Origin of the sequence: Paraburkholderia sp. BL21I4N1, from assembly GCF_002973525.1 — a bacterium.
In the GTDB taxonomy this organism is placed as follows: domain Bacteria; phylum Pseudomonadota; class Gammaproteobacteria; order Burkholderiales; family Burkholderiaceae; genus Paraburkholderia.
Genome location: NZ_PVEN01000009.1, coordinates 234,914 through 250,065, shown reverse-complemented (window position 1 = coordinate 250,065; position 15,152 = coordinate 234,914). Strand labels below are relative to the sequence as shown.

Below are 15,152 nucleotides of genomic sequence, written 5' to 3'. Positions count from 1 at the left end.
TGAACTACTCCTCCCAATGCGCCGCGATCCAGTCGCGGAACAGATTCAGCTTCTGCTGATGCGCCACCGAGTCCGGATACACGAAGTAATAGCGCCAGCCGGTTTTCAGCACGGTATCGAACGGCCGCACGAGGCGTCGCGCCCTGACGTCCTCGTCGATCAGCGCGAGGTCGCTGATCGCCACGCCGAAGCCTTGTAGCGCCGCATTGGTGGCCATATCGAGCGTGTCGAAGCTCGGGCCGTGCTCGGCGTCGATCGTCGGCGCGTTGACCGCGTCGCCTTCGCTGGCTTTGGCGAGCCACATCTTCCAGTCGCGGTGATCGCGCGTGGGATGCAAAAGCGTGTGGCGCGCCAGGTCCGCCACCTGCGCGAGCGGTTTGTCCGTCAGCAGATCGGGTGCGCACACCGGCGTCAGACGCTCCTCGAACAACGGCACCGCCTGCACCCCCGCACCCGGCGACGAGCCGTAGATGATCGCGGCGTCGAACGGTTCGCTCTGGAAATCGATGTCGTGCTGCCAGGTCGTGGTGATCTGCACATGCAGATCCGGGTACTCGGCCTGGAAACGCATGATTTTCGGCAGCATCCAGCGCATCACGCAGGTCGGCACTTTCAGCGCGAGATCGGTGCGCTGACGCGTGAGCCGTAACGAAATCTCCTCGATACGCGCGAAGCTCTCTTTTACGGCCGGCAGCAGCATTTCGCCTTCGGCGGTAAGCGTCAGGCCTTTCGCGTGACGCTTGAAGAGCGGGAACTTGTAGTAATCCTCAAGCGCGATGATCTGCCGGCTAACCGCGCCCTGCGTCAGACACAAGTGGTCGGCGGCGCGCGTAAAGCTGCGATGGCGCGCGACGGTTTCGAAAATCTGCAGCGCGTTGAGTGGCGGAAGGCGGCGCATCGGCGAGGTCCGTGATCAGGAAAATTCATTGTGTGGGCGACGCGACAGGCGCCGCCCAACTCGCTGTCAAGCCCACAGGATACGCGATCAACCCGCCCCGCACGAGGGCCGAACCGTCCCGCTCGCATGCGCTGAATTCATGCCTACCCAAAAATGGCACGCCGCACACGCCGTTTCGCACCACGCCGGGGCACGCCGCCGAAGCATCGCACCAGAACCGAGCTTTCCTCATACCTCCATGCCGGCCTCAAGCGCGCGCAAATTGTGGACGTTAACCCGCATACGCCCCGCCCTCGGTGCTCTAGCTACGCGCGGCGAATTCGTCCCAGTCGCCGCGCTACGCTCGGCTCATGAGATTCCGTCATGCCCGTCATGCGCATATTTCGTTTGTTGAGGGATTTTGGCAAACCTAGAGTGCATCAACGCACCGCGCAATCGGGCGGTGCGACGGCAGCGGTCACAGCGATTTTCATCAGGCAACAGGCGTTCAACACGGGAGACCGCCATGCAAGAGATCAAACGGGGTAGAAGGCAGGCCATCAAGGCGATCGGCGCGGCGCTGGCGGCCTCCACCTTGCCGATGCCGTTCGTCAATCTGCGCGCGCAGGAACAGAACTTCAGCGGCAAGACCTTGCGCCTGCTGACCTGGTCGGACGACACCGGCGCCGCCGCGCTGCGCAACATTGCCCAGACCTTCACCGCGAAGACCGGCTGCAAGGTGATCGCCGATCGCGCCGACGGCACCTCGGGCATGGTCGCCAAGCTCAAGGCCACGGGCGATCGTCCCACTTACGACGTCATCACTTTGGCCGGCGTGGGCGCGTCGGGTCTCGGCGACGCCGGTCTGCTGATGAAACCCGACCTCGACAAGCTGCCCAATCTGAAGGACGTCGCGCCGCAGTACCGCACGGGCGCGAACGGTTTCGGCGTGGGCTACCTGCTGTGGTCGGACGGCTTGATCTACAACACGTCGACGGTCAAGAGCGCACCGACCTCGTACGAAGCGCTGTGGGATTCCAGGTACGCCGGCCGCCTGTTCCTGCCGCCGCCCGAATGGGCCGAAGCGGTCGACCTCGCGATCATCGCGGCGAAGATGAACGGCGGTTCGCAACAGAACATCGAGCCGGGCTTCAAGAAGCTGATGCAACTGAAAGACCGCGTGATGACGCTCGGCGAGAACCCGAACCAGGTGGCCGATCTGTTCCGCACCGGTTCGCTCGATATCGGCGGGATTTACTCGCCGGCTTTTTTCCCCGATCAGATCCGCAAGCCCGAATACAAGATGGGCGTGACGTACGGCATGAAAGAAGGCTTCGCCACGCAACTCATGTTCACGGTGATCCCCAAATCGCATCCGGGCGACAGCGACGTGATCCACGCCTTCATCAACCATTCGCTCGACGCGGGCGTGCAAGGCCGCATGGCCGCCGACGTGCTGAACGGCCCGGTCAATTCGAAAGCCGTGATTCCGGCCGAGAGCCGCGCGTTCGTGCCGAGCCCGAAGCAGATCGCCGAGAAAGCCGTGTTGCATGACGACAAGGCGCTCGCGGTCGTACAGCCGGCGTGGATCAAGCGTTACACCGAAATTTTCTCGGCATGACGCCGATGCTCGCGCGCTTTTCGCGGCGTGCTTCGTCGGCGGCGCAGGGAGAGGCGGCTTCCGACGCCGCGTCTCTCGCTCCGGACGCGCCCGCGGCCACCGCGCTGGAAAAAGCGCGCCCATGGCTGCTACTCGCGCCGATCCTGCTGTTTCTCGCGGTGCTCGGCGCGGCCGCACTGGTCGTGCTGCGCATGAGCTTCGGCACGCAGGGCAACGAATGGCGCGGCTTCACGCTGCAAAACTACGCCGACCTGCTCGACAGTTACTTCCTGAAGTCGTTGTGGCTCACGTTGAAGCTCGCGTTTCAAAGCATGATCTGCGCGGTGCTGCTGGCCATTCCGGTCGCGCTCGCCATGGCGCGCACCCAATCGCGGCTCGCGCGCCGCTTGCTGCTGGCCGGCGTGCTGCTGCCGCTGCTCGTCAATCTGCTGCTGCAAGGCTATGGCTGGCTGATCATTCTCGGCCCGGCCGGTTTGCTCAATCACGCGCTGCTCGGCAGCGGGCTCGTGCAGCGTCCGCTGATGTGGCTGTATCGCGAGAACGGCGTGTTGCTCGGCCTGATCCAGACCGCCTTTCCGCTCGCCGTGCTGCCGCTTTCCAGCGCGATGCGCGCGGTCTCCCGCTCGTATGAGGAAGCCGCGGCGACGCTCGGCGCGACGCGCTGGCAAACGCTGCGTCACGTGTTGTTGCCGTTGGCGATGCCGGGTCTGGTGTCGGGCGCGCTGCTGGTATTCGCGTACAACGCCAGCGCCTTCGCCGTGCCGCTGCTGCTCGGCGGACGGCGCGTGCCGATGCTCGCGGTGCTGGTCCACGATCAGGTCGCGCCCTTGCTGAACTGGCCGGCGGCGTCCGCATCGGGTGTCGTTCTGATGATCGCCACGCTGACGGTGATGGCGCTGTCGCAGCGCCTCGTGCGCCGTACCCAGCGTCTCGCCGAGGAGCCCCACGCATGAGCACGCCCGTTCGCCGCGCGGCGCTTCAGCCCCGTCCGCCGCTGTTGCCGCGCTGGCCCGCCGCGACCATGCCGGGCCAACTCGGCAAGGCGGCCGCGCTGCTTGCCGCGATCGTGCTGTTTCTCGCCGCATTGCCGATCCTCACGATGATCGCGATGTCGTTCAGCGCCGCCGACACGCTCGAATTCCCGCCGCACGCCTACGGCTTGCACTGGTATCGCGCGGCGTGGCACAGCTTCGTGTCGCCCGACGCGAGCGACTCCCTCTCCATGGGCGCCGCGTTGAGCACGAGCCTGATCGTTGCGCTTTCAACCATGCTGTTCGCCACGCTCGTCTCCGTGCCCGCCGCCTACGCGCTGAGCCGTTACCGTTTTCGCGGCAAGCCGGCGGTCGAACAACTGGTGGCGTTGCCGCTGGTCTATCCGCTCGTGATGCTCGGTCTGTCGCTGCTGCTGGTGTTCAACGTGCTGCCGGTCGAACTCGGCGTGTTCCGCCTGATCATCGCGCACGTGATTCTGGCGCTGCCGTTCACGGTGAAGAATTGCGCGGCCTCGGTCGCCTCGATCGGCCCCGAGTTCGAGGAAGCCGCCTGCGTGATGGGTGCGAGCCCATTGCGCGCGCTGGTCGACGTGATCCTGCCGCTGATGCGCCCCGGCATTCTCGCCGGCATGCTGTTCGCGTTCATCGTCTCGTTCAACGAGTTCACGGTGACCTTCTTCCTGTATGGCATCGATACGATGACCTTGCCGGTGTGGCTGTATAGCCGCACGGTGTCGTCGCTCGATCCGACCGTGTTCTGTTTCGCGGTGTTCATCGTCGCGATCGACTTCGCGCTGATCTGGCTGCTCGAAAAGCTGGTCGGCGACGAAGGCGTGGCCCTTTGAGCGCCGCTTGCGCTGCACGGGAAACAGGCGAACCGTGACACCTCTTTGCTGGAGCATTCGATGACCCATCTGACCTTGCAAGCCGTGACCCGTCGCTTCGGCGCGGCGCAGGCCGTCGACAGCGTCGATCTGAGCGTGCCCGACGGCAAGCTGGTGTGCTTTCTCGGCCCGTCCGGCTGCGGCAAGACCACGTTGCTGCGGATGATCGCCGGCCTGGAAACGCCGACGTCGGGCAGCATTCATTTCGCGGGCCGTGACATTACGCGTCTGCCGGCCAATCAGCGCGACTTCGGCATGGTGTTCCAGTCGCTCGCGCTGTTTCCGCACATGACGGTCGCGCAGAACGTCGCCTATCCGCTCAAATTACGCAAGACCGCCAGGGATCAGCAGACGCGCCGCGTCGCCGAATTGCTGGAACTGATCCAGTTGCCGCATATGGCGAACCGACCGGTCACGCAACTCTCCGGCGGCCAGCGCCAGCGCGTGGCGATTGCGCGCGCGATCGCGTCCCAGCCGAAACTGCTGTTGCTCGACGAGCCGCTCTCCGCGCTCGACGCCAAACTGCGCGAGGCGATGCAGATGGAAATCCGTCTGCTGCAACAGCGCCTGGGCATCACGACGATCATGGTCACGCACGACCAGCGGGAAGCCATGACCATGGCCGACGAAATCGTCGTGATGGAGAAAGGCCGGATTGCGCAAGTCGGCAAACCGCTGGATATTTATCGCGATCCGGTGAGCGAGTTCGTGGCGGATTTCATCGGGCTCGGCAATATCCTGCCGGTCACTTACGACGGCGCGGGCGGCGTGAATCTGCCCGGCGGCCGGCGCATCAGCGTGGCGCAAACCGCGCGCATGCCGGCCTCCGGCAGCGACATCCGCCTGCTGATCCGCCCCGAGGACGTGTGCGTCAAACCGGCTTCGGACAGCGCCGCACCGAACCGGCTGGCCGGCACGGTGACGTTTATTCGCGACGTCGGCGCATCGCTCGAAGCGACGATCGATTGCGCCGGCTTCACGCTGACCGCCGCGACCACGCCGCGCGAAACGCCGGGGCTCACGCTCGGCATGCCGGTGCTCGCGGAATTGCCATCGCACGCGTGCAAACTGATCGCCGCGCGCGCCGCGCATTGACGCGCGCTCACTAAAACCTATTCCAATACCGATCCACTCGACAGAGGAAAGACCATGACCCAAGCGCAATCCGCCCACTCCAGCACGCGCCGCGTGTTCGCGACGCTCGCCGCCGCGCTGGCTTTCACCGGCGTCGGCGCGCTGTGCGCGTTTTCGTCGGCCGCGCAGGCCGACGCGCTCGACAGCATCGCCAAATCGGGCACGGTGCGCATCGGCGTGTTCGAGGATTACCCGCCGTTCGGCTCGATCGGTCCGGACATGAAGCCGCAAGGCTACGACATCGACGTCGCCAATCTGATCGGCAAGGCGCTCAACGCCAAGGTCGAACTCGTGCAGGTAACGGGCGACAACCGCATGGCCTATCTGGCCGACCACAAGGCCGACATGCTGCTTTCAGTCGGACAGACGCCAGAGCGCGACAAGGTGATCGACTTCTCGCAACCGTACGCGCCGTACTACCTCGCCGTGTTCGGTCCGAAGTCGCTGCCCGTGAAGAACGCCGCCGACCTCGCCGGTAAGTCGATTTCGGTCGCGCGCGGCACGCTGGAAGACCTGAGCGTGACCAAGATCGCCCCGCCCTCCGCCAACATCAAAAGATTCGACGATCCGAACGGCGCAATATCGGCGTTCCTTTCTGGTCAGGTACAGTTGATGGTCGTCGGCAACGACGTCGGCGCGACGATTCTCGCGCGGCATCCCGCGAACGATCCTGAGCAGAAATTCTCGCTGTTCAGTTCGCCGGATCACGTCGGTCTGAACAAGAACGAGCCGCGCCTGAAGCAAAAAGTCGACGACGTGATTGCCAAGGCCCGCAAGGACGGCACCATGAATGCGATTTCGCAAAAGTGGCTGCGCGCGCCGCTGCCGGCCGACCTCTAACACTTTTTGCGCGACCCGCCCGAGGCATCCCTTCAGAGGACGGCTTCGGGGCACGGAAACGCGGCGGAGTCTGACCTCACGATGAGCGCCACGCCATGACTTATGCGTTCGATTTCAGCGGCTTCGGCCTCTATGCGGGGATGCTCGTGCGCGGCGCCGCCGTCACGCTCGGGCTCACCGCCGTCTCTACCGTGCTCGGCGGTCTGGTCGGCATCGGCGGCGCGAGCATTGCGGTGGCCGGGCCGAAATGGGCGCGCTGGGTCGTGGCGAGTTATGTGGAGTTGATCCGCAATACGCCGTTCATCGTGCAGTTGTTTTTCGTGTTCTTCGGCTTGCCGAGCCTCGGCATTCATATCGACGAAGTAGAGGCCGCGATTCTGGCCATGACCGTCAATCTCGGCGCCTACGCGATCGAGATCGTGCGCGCCGGGATCGATTCGATTCCGCGCGGCCAGGTGCAGGCGGCGCAAGCGCTCGGCCTGCAGGGTCGCCAGGTGTTCCGCTTCGTGGTGCTGCCGCAGGCGATCGCCAACGTGTTTCCCGCGCTGCTGAGCCAGGTGCTGATCGTCATGCTGGGCTCGGCGGTGGTGTCGCAGATCTCGGTGCCCGATCTCACTTACGCGGCCAACTTCATCCAGTCGCGTAACTTCCGTTCGTTCGAGAGCTACGTGATTATCACGATCACGTATCTGGTGTTGTCGATCGTCTTGCGGCAACTGCTCAACCGCTTCGGGCGCGGCCTGTTCGCGGGCCGGGCGGCGCGCGGTAGCAATCATGGCAACGGCAACGCGCCGCGTAACTGGCGCGACCGCCTGATGTGGCGCGGCGCCCGCACGCTGCCCACGGAGCGCTGATCATGGTCGAATTCACCCTGTGGGACATTGCCCGTAACCTGTTGCTGGCGGCGCGCTGGACGGTGCTGCTGTCGTTGATCGCGTTTGTCGGCGGCGGTATCGTCGGGCTGATGCTGCTCGCCCTGCGCGTGTCGCCGATCGCCTGGCTGCGGCGCGTGGTGATCGTGTACGTCGAAGTGTTTCAGGGCACGCCGCTGCTGATGCAGCTCTTCCTCGCGTTCTTCGGTTTGCCCCTGCTCGGCGTCGACGTCTCACCGTGGGTCGCGGCAACCGTCACGCTCACGCTTTATACGAGCGCGTATCTGGTCGATATCTGGCGCGGCTGTGTCGAAGCGGTGCCGCGCGGTCAGTGGGCCGCGGGCGCGAGTCTCGGCATGACGTTCAGCCAGCAGTTGCGCTATATCGTGTGGCCACAGGCCCTGAAAATCGCGGTGGCGCCGACCGTCGGTTTTCTCGTGCAGGTCGTGAAAAGCACGGCGCTCGCGTCGATTATCGGCTTCACCGAATTGACCAAGACCGGCTCGATGATCACCAACGCCGCGTTCCGCCCGTTTCCGATCTACGGCATGGTCGCGATGATTTACTTCGCGATGTGTTTCCCATTGACCTGGTACGCGCGGGTGCTGGAGAAACGACAGAAGGTGGGACAGCATCGGTGAGGCGCCGCTCACGCGGCTTCAATGAAAAAGCGGTAACCGTGTGGCGAACACGGTTACCGCTTTTTTAACAGCCCAACTATCGCAGCGCTAAGCCCGTGTCACTAGCGGGCCGCCTGCGTCGACTTGCGCAGCTTCGCCACCTCGGCCGCGCTAACAACCGGCGCGCCGTTGTTCCACCCGGCCCGCACGAAACTCAGCACGTCGGCGATCTGCTGGTCGTTGAGCACCGGCGCGTACTTCGGCATCGGATACGGCGCGGGAATGCCGCCGATCACCAGATCTTGCGTGCCGTTCAGTGTCACGTTGATCAGCGACGACGGGTCCTTCTCGAGCACGTTCGGATTGCCTGCGAGCGGCGCCAGCATCGGCGCGAAGCCGCGTCCGTCGACGCCGTGACAGTGCATGCAATACGCGGTGTAGACGCGTGCGCCGGCGTCGTTCGCGGGACGGTTCAACGACACTTTGGTGGCCTGCGGATCGTACGCGTACGGCGGCGCACCGCTGCCGCCCGCCGGCGGCAACGACTTCAGATACGTCGACATCGCGGCGATGTCGGTATCGTTCAGACCTTGCGTGCTGTTGTTGATCACGCTCGTCATGGAACCGAACGCCGACGCATGGCGATTCGCACCGGTCTTCAGGAACGCCTGCAGATCCTGATCGTTCCAGCGCCCCAGCCCGACGTTGTGCTCGCCGGTCAGATTCGCCGCGAACCAGCCGTCGAGCAGGCCACCGGTCAGGAATGCGCTGCCGCTTTCGTCGAGCGCTTTCTCCTGGAACGCGATGCCGCGCGGCGTGTGGCACGAACCGCAGTGGCCGAGACCCTGAATCAGGTATGCGCCGCGATTCCACGCCACGTCCTTGCCCGGCTTGTTCTGATAGGCGCCCTTCTCCAGGAACACCATGTTCCAGAACTTCAGCGGCCAGCGCATGTTCAACGGCCACTTGATGTCCGCTTCGCGATTCGCCTGCTGCACCGGCGCCACGCCGCCCATGAAATACGCGTACAGCGCTTTCATGTCGTCGTCGTCGACCTTCGCATACGACGGATACGGCATCGCCGGATACAGGTTGTGGCCGTCTTTCGCGACGCCTTCGCGCATTGCCCGCGCGAAGTCTTCCTCCGTATAGCCGCCGATGCCGGTGTTCGGATCGGGCGTGATGTTGGTGGTGTAGATCTGGCCCATCGGCGTGGTCATCGGCAGGCCGCCCGCGAACGGCTTGCCCTTCGGCGCCGTGTGACAGGCCACGCAGTCGCCGACCTTCGCGAGATAGGCGCCGCGTTGCACCAGCGCGGGATCGGCGGCTTGCGCGGCGGCCCGCGCCGAACCTTGGCTCAGCGCCAACAACGGCAACGCGACGCACAACGCCGCACCGACACCCTTCAGTGTGTTTTTCATGATCGGGCTCCGGTTAGGCGGTTTGCAGTTGGCTGCCGACCGGCAGGTGCCGCAGCCGTTTGCCGGTGGCCGCGTAGATCGCGTTGGTGAGCGCCGGCGCGAGCGCCGCCGTGCCGGGTTCGCCGATGCCGCCGGGCGCCTCGCCGCTCTTCACGATATGCACCTCGATAGGCGGCGCCTGGTCGATCCGCAGCATCCGGTAGTCGGTGAAATTGTTCTGCTCGACGCGGCCGTCCTTGATCGTGATCTCGCTGTACAGCGCGGCCGTGATCCCGAAGATGATGCCGCCCTGCACCTGCGCTTCGATCGTGTTCGGATTCACCACCATGCCGCAATCGACTGCGCACACCACCCGCTTCACCGCGACCTCGCCCTGCTCGACCGCCACATCGACGACGATCGCGAAGAAACTGCCGAACGCGTGCATGACCGACACGCCGCGGCCCTGGCCCTTCGGCAGCGCACTACCCCAGCCGGCCGACTGTGTCGCGACGTTCAGCACGTTCAGCGCGCGCGGCGTCTTGCCCAGCAGATCCTGACGATATTTGACCGGATCGACCTTGGCCTGCGCCGCGAGTTCGTCGATGAAACTCTCCACCACGAAGGTGCCGCGCGTCGGACCCACGCCGCGCCAGAACGCGGTCGGCACCGCGTGCGGTTCCTGGCGCACGTAATCGATCAGTTGATTCGGCAGGTCGTACGGCAGGTCGGCGGCCACTTCGACCGCGTCGGGATCGATACCGTTCTTGAACGCGGGCGGTGCGAAGCGCGCAAGCACCGACGAGCCGACAATGCGGTGCTGCCACGCGATCGGCTTGCCGTTCGCGTCGAGCCCGGCGGAAATCTTGTCGTAGTAGTACGGCCGGTACATGTCGTGCTGAATGTCTTCTTCGCGCGTCCACGTCACCTTCACTGGCGACGACACCTGTTTGGCCACTTTCACCGCCTGCGTGACCATGTCGAATTCGAGCCGCCGGCCGAAACCGCCGCCGATCAGATGGTTATGCACGACGATCTTGTCGGCCGGCAGACCCGTGACCGCCACCGCCGCATCCACGACCCGCGTCGGCACCTGCGAGCCGAGCCAGACGTCGCAGCCGTCGGGGCGTACATGCACCGTGCAGTTGACCGGCTCCATGGTGGCGTGCGCAAGGAACGGCTGCTGATACACCGCGTCGACGCGCGTCTTCGCGTTCGAAAAGCCGTTGCCGACGTCGCCGTCCTTACGTGCCACCGCGCCGTTGCGCTGCGATGCATTGGCGAGATCGCCGACGATCTGCTGCATCGAAATCGCCGCACCCGCGCCTTCGTTCCATTTGATGTCGAGCGCCTGCACGCCGCGTTTGGCGGCCCACGTGTGGTCGCCGATCACCGCGACCGCGTTGTCGATCCTGACGATCTGGCGCACGCCGGGAATCTTCTTCGCGTTGGTATCGTCGACGCTCGCGAGCGTGCCGCCGAACACCGGGCAGTTCGCGATCGCCGCGTAGACCATGCCGGGCACGCGCACGTCGAGCCCGAACAGGGCGGTGCCGTCGACTTTTTCCGGCGAATCCAGACGCCTGGCCGACGTGCCGATCAGCTTGAAGTCTTTCGGATTCTTCAGCGGCACGTTTTGCGGCGCGGGCAGTTTGGCCGCGGCGTCCACCAGTTGACCGTAGCCGAGGCTGCGCTGGCTGGCCGCATGGATCACCTGGCCGGCCTGCGCGTGGCAGCTTGCCGGATCGACCTGCCATTGCTGCGCGGCCGCCTGGATCAGCACCACGCGCGCGGCGGCGCCGGCACGGCGCATCGGCTCCCACGCGTAGCGGATCGACGTCGACCCGCCGGTCAGCTGGCCGCCGAGCAGCGGGTCCATGAAGAGCTTTTCGTTGGGCGGCGCGTGATCGACCGTGACCGAGTCGAGCGGCACTTCGAGCTCTTCGGCGATCAGCATCGGAATCGATGTGTAGACGCCCTGGCCCATCTCGACCTTGGGGATCACCAGCGTGACCTTGCCCGCCGTGTCGATCTGGATAAACGCGTTCGGCGCGAACACGCCGCTTTGCGGCGTCTCGACCCCATCGCCGCCAATCACCGATTTGCCGGCCTTCTGATCCTGGCTGGCCGCCGGCAGACTGAAGCCGAGCAGCAAACCGCCGCCGGCCGCCGCGCCCACCGTCACGCCGAATTTCAGAAACGTGCGGCGCGACACGCGCCCCGCCTTTGTTCCAGACGCCTGTGCGCCGTTACCTGCATCGAGCAATCCCTGGGACATGTCAGGCTCCCTTCGCGGCTTGCTTGATCGCCGCGCGGATGCGGTTGTACGTCCCACAGCGGCAGATGTTGCCGGCCATGGCGGCGTCGATATCCGCGTCGCTGGGATTGGGGTTGCTGGTCAGCAGCGAAGCCGCCGACATGACCTGCCCGGACTGACAGTAGCCGCACTGCACCACGTCCAGTTGCCGCCAGGCCTGCTGCACTTTCTGGCCGGCGGGCGTGCTGCCGACCGCCTCGATCGTGGTGATCTTGCGGTCGCCGACCGCCGCGGCCGGCAATACGCACGAGCGCACCGCGACGCCGTCGAGATGCACGGTGCAAGCGCCGCATTGCGCGATGCCGCAACCGAACTTGGTGCCGGTCAAACCGACGAGGTCACGCAAGACCCACAACAGGGGCATGTCGGGCGGGGCGTCGACGGTATGCGTTTCGCCGTTGATATTCAGGGTTGTCATTGAGCGGCTCCGGGTGGGGTTTATTGTTGATGAGGCTGTTTAGACAGAGACGTCGAACCAAAACAGTGAGCCTTGCCGCGTTTATTCGATAAGCCGGACTAATACGCGCGGCGGCTCGCGTTCAGTTCAAACAGGCATTCGATGCATGGCGCGAACGCGCCGGAAGTGATCGGCAAATTGTAGTCGCGGATAAATAATTGCGCAGCGACCCCTATGCGGGCATGGCCCGTTGGAATGCTTTAGCGGTCATGGGCCGCCGATTTTGCTAGCATGGTTCCGGTTTGAACCGATTGCGCGTACCCGAGTATCCGAACACCCGAATGCCGGATGCGATCCGGCCTGACTATCCGAAGGAGCAGCACGATGAACGACCAGCAATGCACTCAATTCCTCTCGGACATTCGCCGACCGCTGCTGTCGCTGCACAAAGCGATTCTCGACCACGAACGCGCGGCGTATGAAAAGGAGTTCGGTCCCGTGACGCCGGCGGCGTTTCTGCAGGTGCTCATCAACGGCTCGGGGTTTCGCTGGCTCACGCCGCTCTCGACGGTAATCGCGAGCGTCGACGAAATCCTCGACGACAAGGAAGCCGACGCCGCCGACCGCGTCGGCGCGGCCGAAGCGGTCACGGGACTTTTCTCGCCCGAGGCGCCGAACAACATTTTTCTGCCGCGCTATCTGCCGTTACTGCAGGCCGATCCGGCGATTCTGCATCACCATGGGCAGGTCGCGCAGTTGCTGCGCGGCGTGACGGAAAAGTGAGCGGTGGGGTGTGATGGTTTTTCGGGCCGGCGTCGGATGATGCGCGTCGGCAAGTTCGACTACGCGGTGCGCGTTGCCGGCTCCCGAATTTCCTCACCGTTGAGCAGCGTGCTTTTGATCGGCTGAACGTGGTCTGATTGAATATAGCTACCAACGATTACCAGGCTTCCTGGTAGTCAGCCGACGTAACAAGCCCTTATTTCAAGCCGATTTATGCGCGATTCGTAAGAGTGGGCGTCGCCAGCATCCGATGCTTGCGGATTGAATCGATACGCGGGTGGCGCCGAATTGAATTTGCCTGGTTTTGCTGAACAAACTCAAGGTGAGCTTTTTCGGGAACCACGTGCCGGCCGCCACGAAAACCCGGTCAGCAAGCTTCACGGCGCCCTGCCAGGTTAAGCCGACTGTCTCGCGAGGTTCATTGCCATGTCAAACTGGCCACTCCCCAAAACCTACTCATTCCGCGATCAGACCGTGCGCTTCAACGTGACCGGTAACGGTCCGCCACTGGTGCTGATTCACGGCACGCCGTTTTCTTCGTATGTGTGGCATCGCATCGCGCCGCATCTCGCGCAAAAACACACGGTCTACTACTACGATCTGCTCGGTTACGGGCAATCCGAACAACGCGATGCGCAAGACGTCTCGCTCGGCATACAGAACGTGCTGCTGGCGGCGTTGCTCACGCATTGGCAGTTGGAGAAGCCGGACGTGGTCGCGCATGATTTCGGCGGGGCGACTTCGTTACGCGCGCATCTGATCGACGGCTGCGAGTACCGCAGCCTCACGTTGATCGATCCGGTGGCGGTCGCGCCGTGGGGCTCGCCCTTCGTGCGCCACGTGCGTGACCACGGCGATGCGTTTGCCGGGCTGCCGCCCTACATCCACGAAGCGGTGGTGAAGGCTTATCTACGCGGCGCGATTGCGCGTGAGATTCCGGAACGCGAACTCGCGCCGTATGTGACGCCATGGCTCGGCCCGACGGGACAGACCGCGTTCTACCGGCAGATCGCGCAGATGGATCAGCGCTTTACCGACGAGGTCGAAGCGCGCTATGCGCAACTGCGCTGCCCGGTGCGGATTCTGTGGGGCGAGGAGGATCAGTGGATTCCGCTGGCGCGTGGCCGTCAGCTGGCTGCGGCGATTCCGGGCGCGCGCTTTCAGGCGGTGCCGAACGCCGGCCATCTGATGCAGGAAGACGCGCCGGAGGCGATTGTCGCCGCGGTGCTGCGCGGGCTTGCCTGAGGACGTGAGCCAAGCCGCGTCCTCACGCGCCGGATTGAACGCCGCCGAGGGTTGTGCGGGTTTGCGTGAAGGCGCGTCATTCGCCGCGCCTTCGTGACGCACGAGAGGTTTTCCTAAGCGGGTTCGCCCTAAAGCGCGGCCTTAACCGCGTCCTTGCGGCAGGTAAGGCATCGGATCGATCGGCTTGCCGTCGCGGCGCAACTCAAAGCCCACGGAGAAGACGCGCGAGTTGTTTTCGTCGCCCATCTCGGCGATCTGCTGCCCCTGCCGCACGATGTCGCCGGTCTTAACCAGCAGCTTGCGGTTATGCGAGTAGGCGGTCAGAAAGTCCTTGTTGTGCTGGACAATGATCAGACTGCCGTAGCTGTTCAAACCCGTGCCGGCATACATCACTTTGCCGTCGGCGGCGGCGCGCACCGGATCGCCCGGCTTGCCGCCAATTTCGATGCCGCGCGTCTCGCCCGCCTGGAATCCTTCGACAACGCGCCCGCCCGCCGGCCATGCCAGCGCCACGCCGTTCGCGTGCCGCGCGGTTTGCTGCGCGACTTCGCGTGCCTCGGCGGCGCTCGGTGCGGCTGAGTCCGCTTGCGCGGCGGCGGCCGGGGTGGCCTGAGGTGCCGACGCCGCTGCCAGCGCTGCAACCGAAGCCGCCGTTGAAGCCGACGAAGCCGAATTCGCCGAAGCGCCCACTTGCTGCGCCACCGGCGCGCTTGCCGCCGAAGCCGCTGCCGCCTTGGCCGAAGCCGCCGCCGCGGCGTTAGCCGCATTCACGGCCCGCACGGTTTCCGGCGACGCCACATGCAACACCTGCCCCAACTTCAGCCGCGACTTGCTTTTCAACCCGTTCCACGCCTGCAACTGCCGGACGCTGCAATGATGATGCTGCGCGATACGCGCCAGCGTATCGCCCCGCTTGACGCGATAAACCAGCGGTGGCGATTTCTTCAGCGGCGCCCCCGCGTTGGCATCGATCGTCAACGGCGCGCTGCTCGTCGCCGTCGCGGCCGACGCATTGACCGCCGGCACCGCCGAAGCGGCCGCCGTATCCGCCGTCGCGCCCTGCTGCCCGACGTTCGCACAACCGCTGACGGCCAGCGCGACCCACACGCCGGCCAGACTGGCCTTGATTGTTCTGTCGAAACGCTTTTCCACCATGTCCGACTCCTGCCT

The 15,152-nt window shown here is 64.7% G+C and carries 14 protein-coding genes; 9 read left to right on the top strand and 5 right to left on the bottom strand.

Features of this window, described 5'->3' with window-relative positions:
- Positions 1-4: 4 nt before the first annotated feature.
- Positions 5-898, bottom strand: a complete 894-nt coding sequence (locus B0G83_RS23265) for a LysR substrate-binding domain-containing protein (protein WP_105509744.1) — start codon at positions 896-898, stop codon at positions 5-7.
- 505 nt (positions 899-1,403) lie between these two features.
- Between B0G83_RS23265 and B0G83_RS23260 the strand changes: the two genes are divergently transcribed.
- From B0G83_RS23260 to B0G83_RS23230, 7 genes are all read left to right on the top strand, one after another.
- On the top strand, positions 1,404-2,498 hold the full coding sequence (locus tag B0G83_RS23260; RefSeq protein ID WP_105509743.1) for a PotD/PotF family extracellular solute-binding protein: 1,095 nt from the start codon (positions 1,404-1,406) through the stop codon (positions 2,496-2,498).
- Positions 2,495-3,451, top strand: a complete 957-nt coding sequence (locus B0G83_RS23255) for an ABC transporter permease (RefSeq protein WP_105509742.1) — start codon at positions 2,495-2,497, stop codon at positions 3,449-3,451. Before B0G83_RS23260 ends, B0G83_RS23255 begins: the two co-directional genes overlap by 4 nt.
- On the top strand, positions 3,448-4,335 hold the full coding sequence (locus B0G83_RS23250; protein WP_105509741.1) for an ABC transporter permease: 888 nt from the start codon (positions 3,448-3,450) through the stop codon (positions 4,333-4,335). Before B0G83_RS23255 ends, B0G83_RS23250 begins: the two co-directional genes overlap by 4 nt.
- A gap of 60 nt (positions 4,336-4,395) precedes the next feature.
- Positions 4,396-5,469, top strand: a complete 1,074-nt coding sequence (locus B0G83_RS23245; RefSeq protein WP_105509740.1) for an ABC transporter ATP-binding protein — start codon at positions 4,396-4,398, stop codon at positions 5,467-5,469.
- Positions 5,470-5,523: 54 nt separating this feature from the next.
- A complete protein-coding gene (locus B0G83_RS23240; RefSeq protein WP_105509739.1) occupies positions 5,524-6,348 on the top strand; it encodes a transporter substrate-binding domain-containing protein in 825 nt (274 codons plus the stop codon).
- A gap of 95 nt (positions 6,349-6,443) precedes the next feature.
- Complete coding sequence (locus B0G83_RS23235) at positions 6,444-7,202, top strand: amino acid ABC transporter permease (protein WP_105509738.1); 759 nt, start codon at positions 6,444-6,446, stop codon at positions 7,200-7,202.
- A 2-nt stretch (positions 7,203-7,204) separates the two neighbouring features.
- Positions 7,205-7,861: an amino acid ABC transporter permease gene (locus B0G83_RS23230; protein WP_105509795.1), complete on the top strand. Its 657-nt coding sequence runs from the start codon at positions 7,205-7,207 to the stop codon at positions 7,859-7,861.
- A gap of 101 nt (positions 7,862-7,962) precedes the next feature.
- Here B0G83_RS23230 and B0G83_RS23225 read toward each other — a convergent pair whose 3' ends face one another.
- Genes B0G83_RS23225 through B0G83_RS23215 form a run of 3 tightly spaced genes read right to left on the bottom strand, consistent with a single transcriptional unit; the run spans position 7,963 to position 11,975 of the window.
- On the bottom strand, positions 7,963-9,261 hold the full coding sequence (locus tag B0G83_RS23225; protein WP_105509737.1) for a cytochrome c: 1,299 nt from the start codon (positions 9,259-9,261) through the stop codon (positions 7,963-7,965).
- Positions 9,262-9,274: 13 nt separating this feature from the next.
- The gene (locus B0G83_RS23220) at positions 9,275-11,518 is read right to left on the bottom strand and encodes a xanthine dehydrogenase family protein molybdopterin-binding subunit (protein WP_105509736.1); all 2,244 of its coding nucleotides are present in this window, start codon (positions 11,516-11,518) and stop codon (positions 9,275-9,277) included.
- A 1-nt stretch (position 11,519) separates the two neighbouring features.
- Positions 11,520-11,975 (bottom strand): (2Fe-2S)-binding protein, encoded by a 456-nt coding sequence (locus tag B0G83_RS23215; protein WP_105509735.1) that lies wholly within the window; start codon positions 11,973-11,975, stop codon positions 11,520-11,522.
- Between the two features lie 363 nt (positions 11,976-12,338).
- Between B0G83_RS23215 and B0G83_RS23210 the strand changes: the two genes are divergently transcribed.
- Positions 12,339-12,737, top strand: a complete 399-nt coding sequence (locus B0G83_RS23210) for a hypothetical protein (RefSeq protein ID WP_105509734.1) — start codon at positions 12,339-12,341, stop codon at positions 12,735-12,737.
- Between the two features lie 426 nt (positions 12,738-13,163).
- Positions 13,164-13,982 carry an alpha/beta fold hydrolase gene (locus B0G83_RS23205; RefSeq protein ID WP_105509733.1) on the top strand — a complete coding sequence of 273 codons (819 nt, stop codon included), beginning with the start codon at positions 13,164-13,166 and terminating at the stop codon, positions 13,980-13,982.
- Between the two features lie 141 nt (positions 13,983-14,123).
- Here the strand turns inward: B0G83_RS23205 and B0G83_RS23200 are convergent, their stop codons facing one another.
- Positions 14,124-15,137, bottom strand: coding sequence for a peptidoglycan DD-metalloendopeptidase family protein (locus B0G83_RS23200; RefSeq protein ID WP_181157042.1), 1,014 nt, complete (start codon positions 15,135-15,137; stop codon positions 14,124-14,126).
- Positions 15,138-15,152 lie beyond the last annotated feature (15 nt).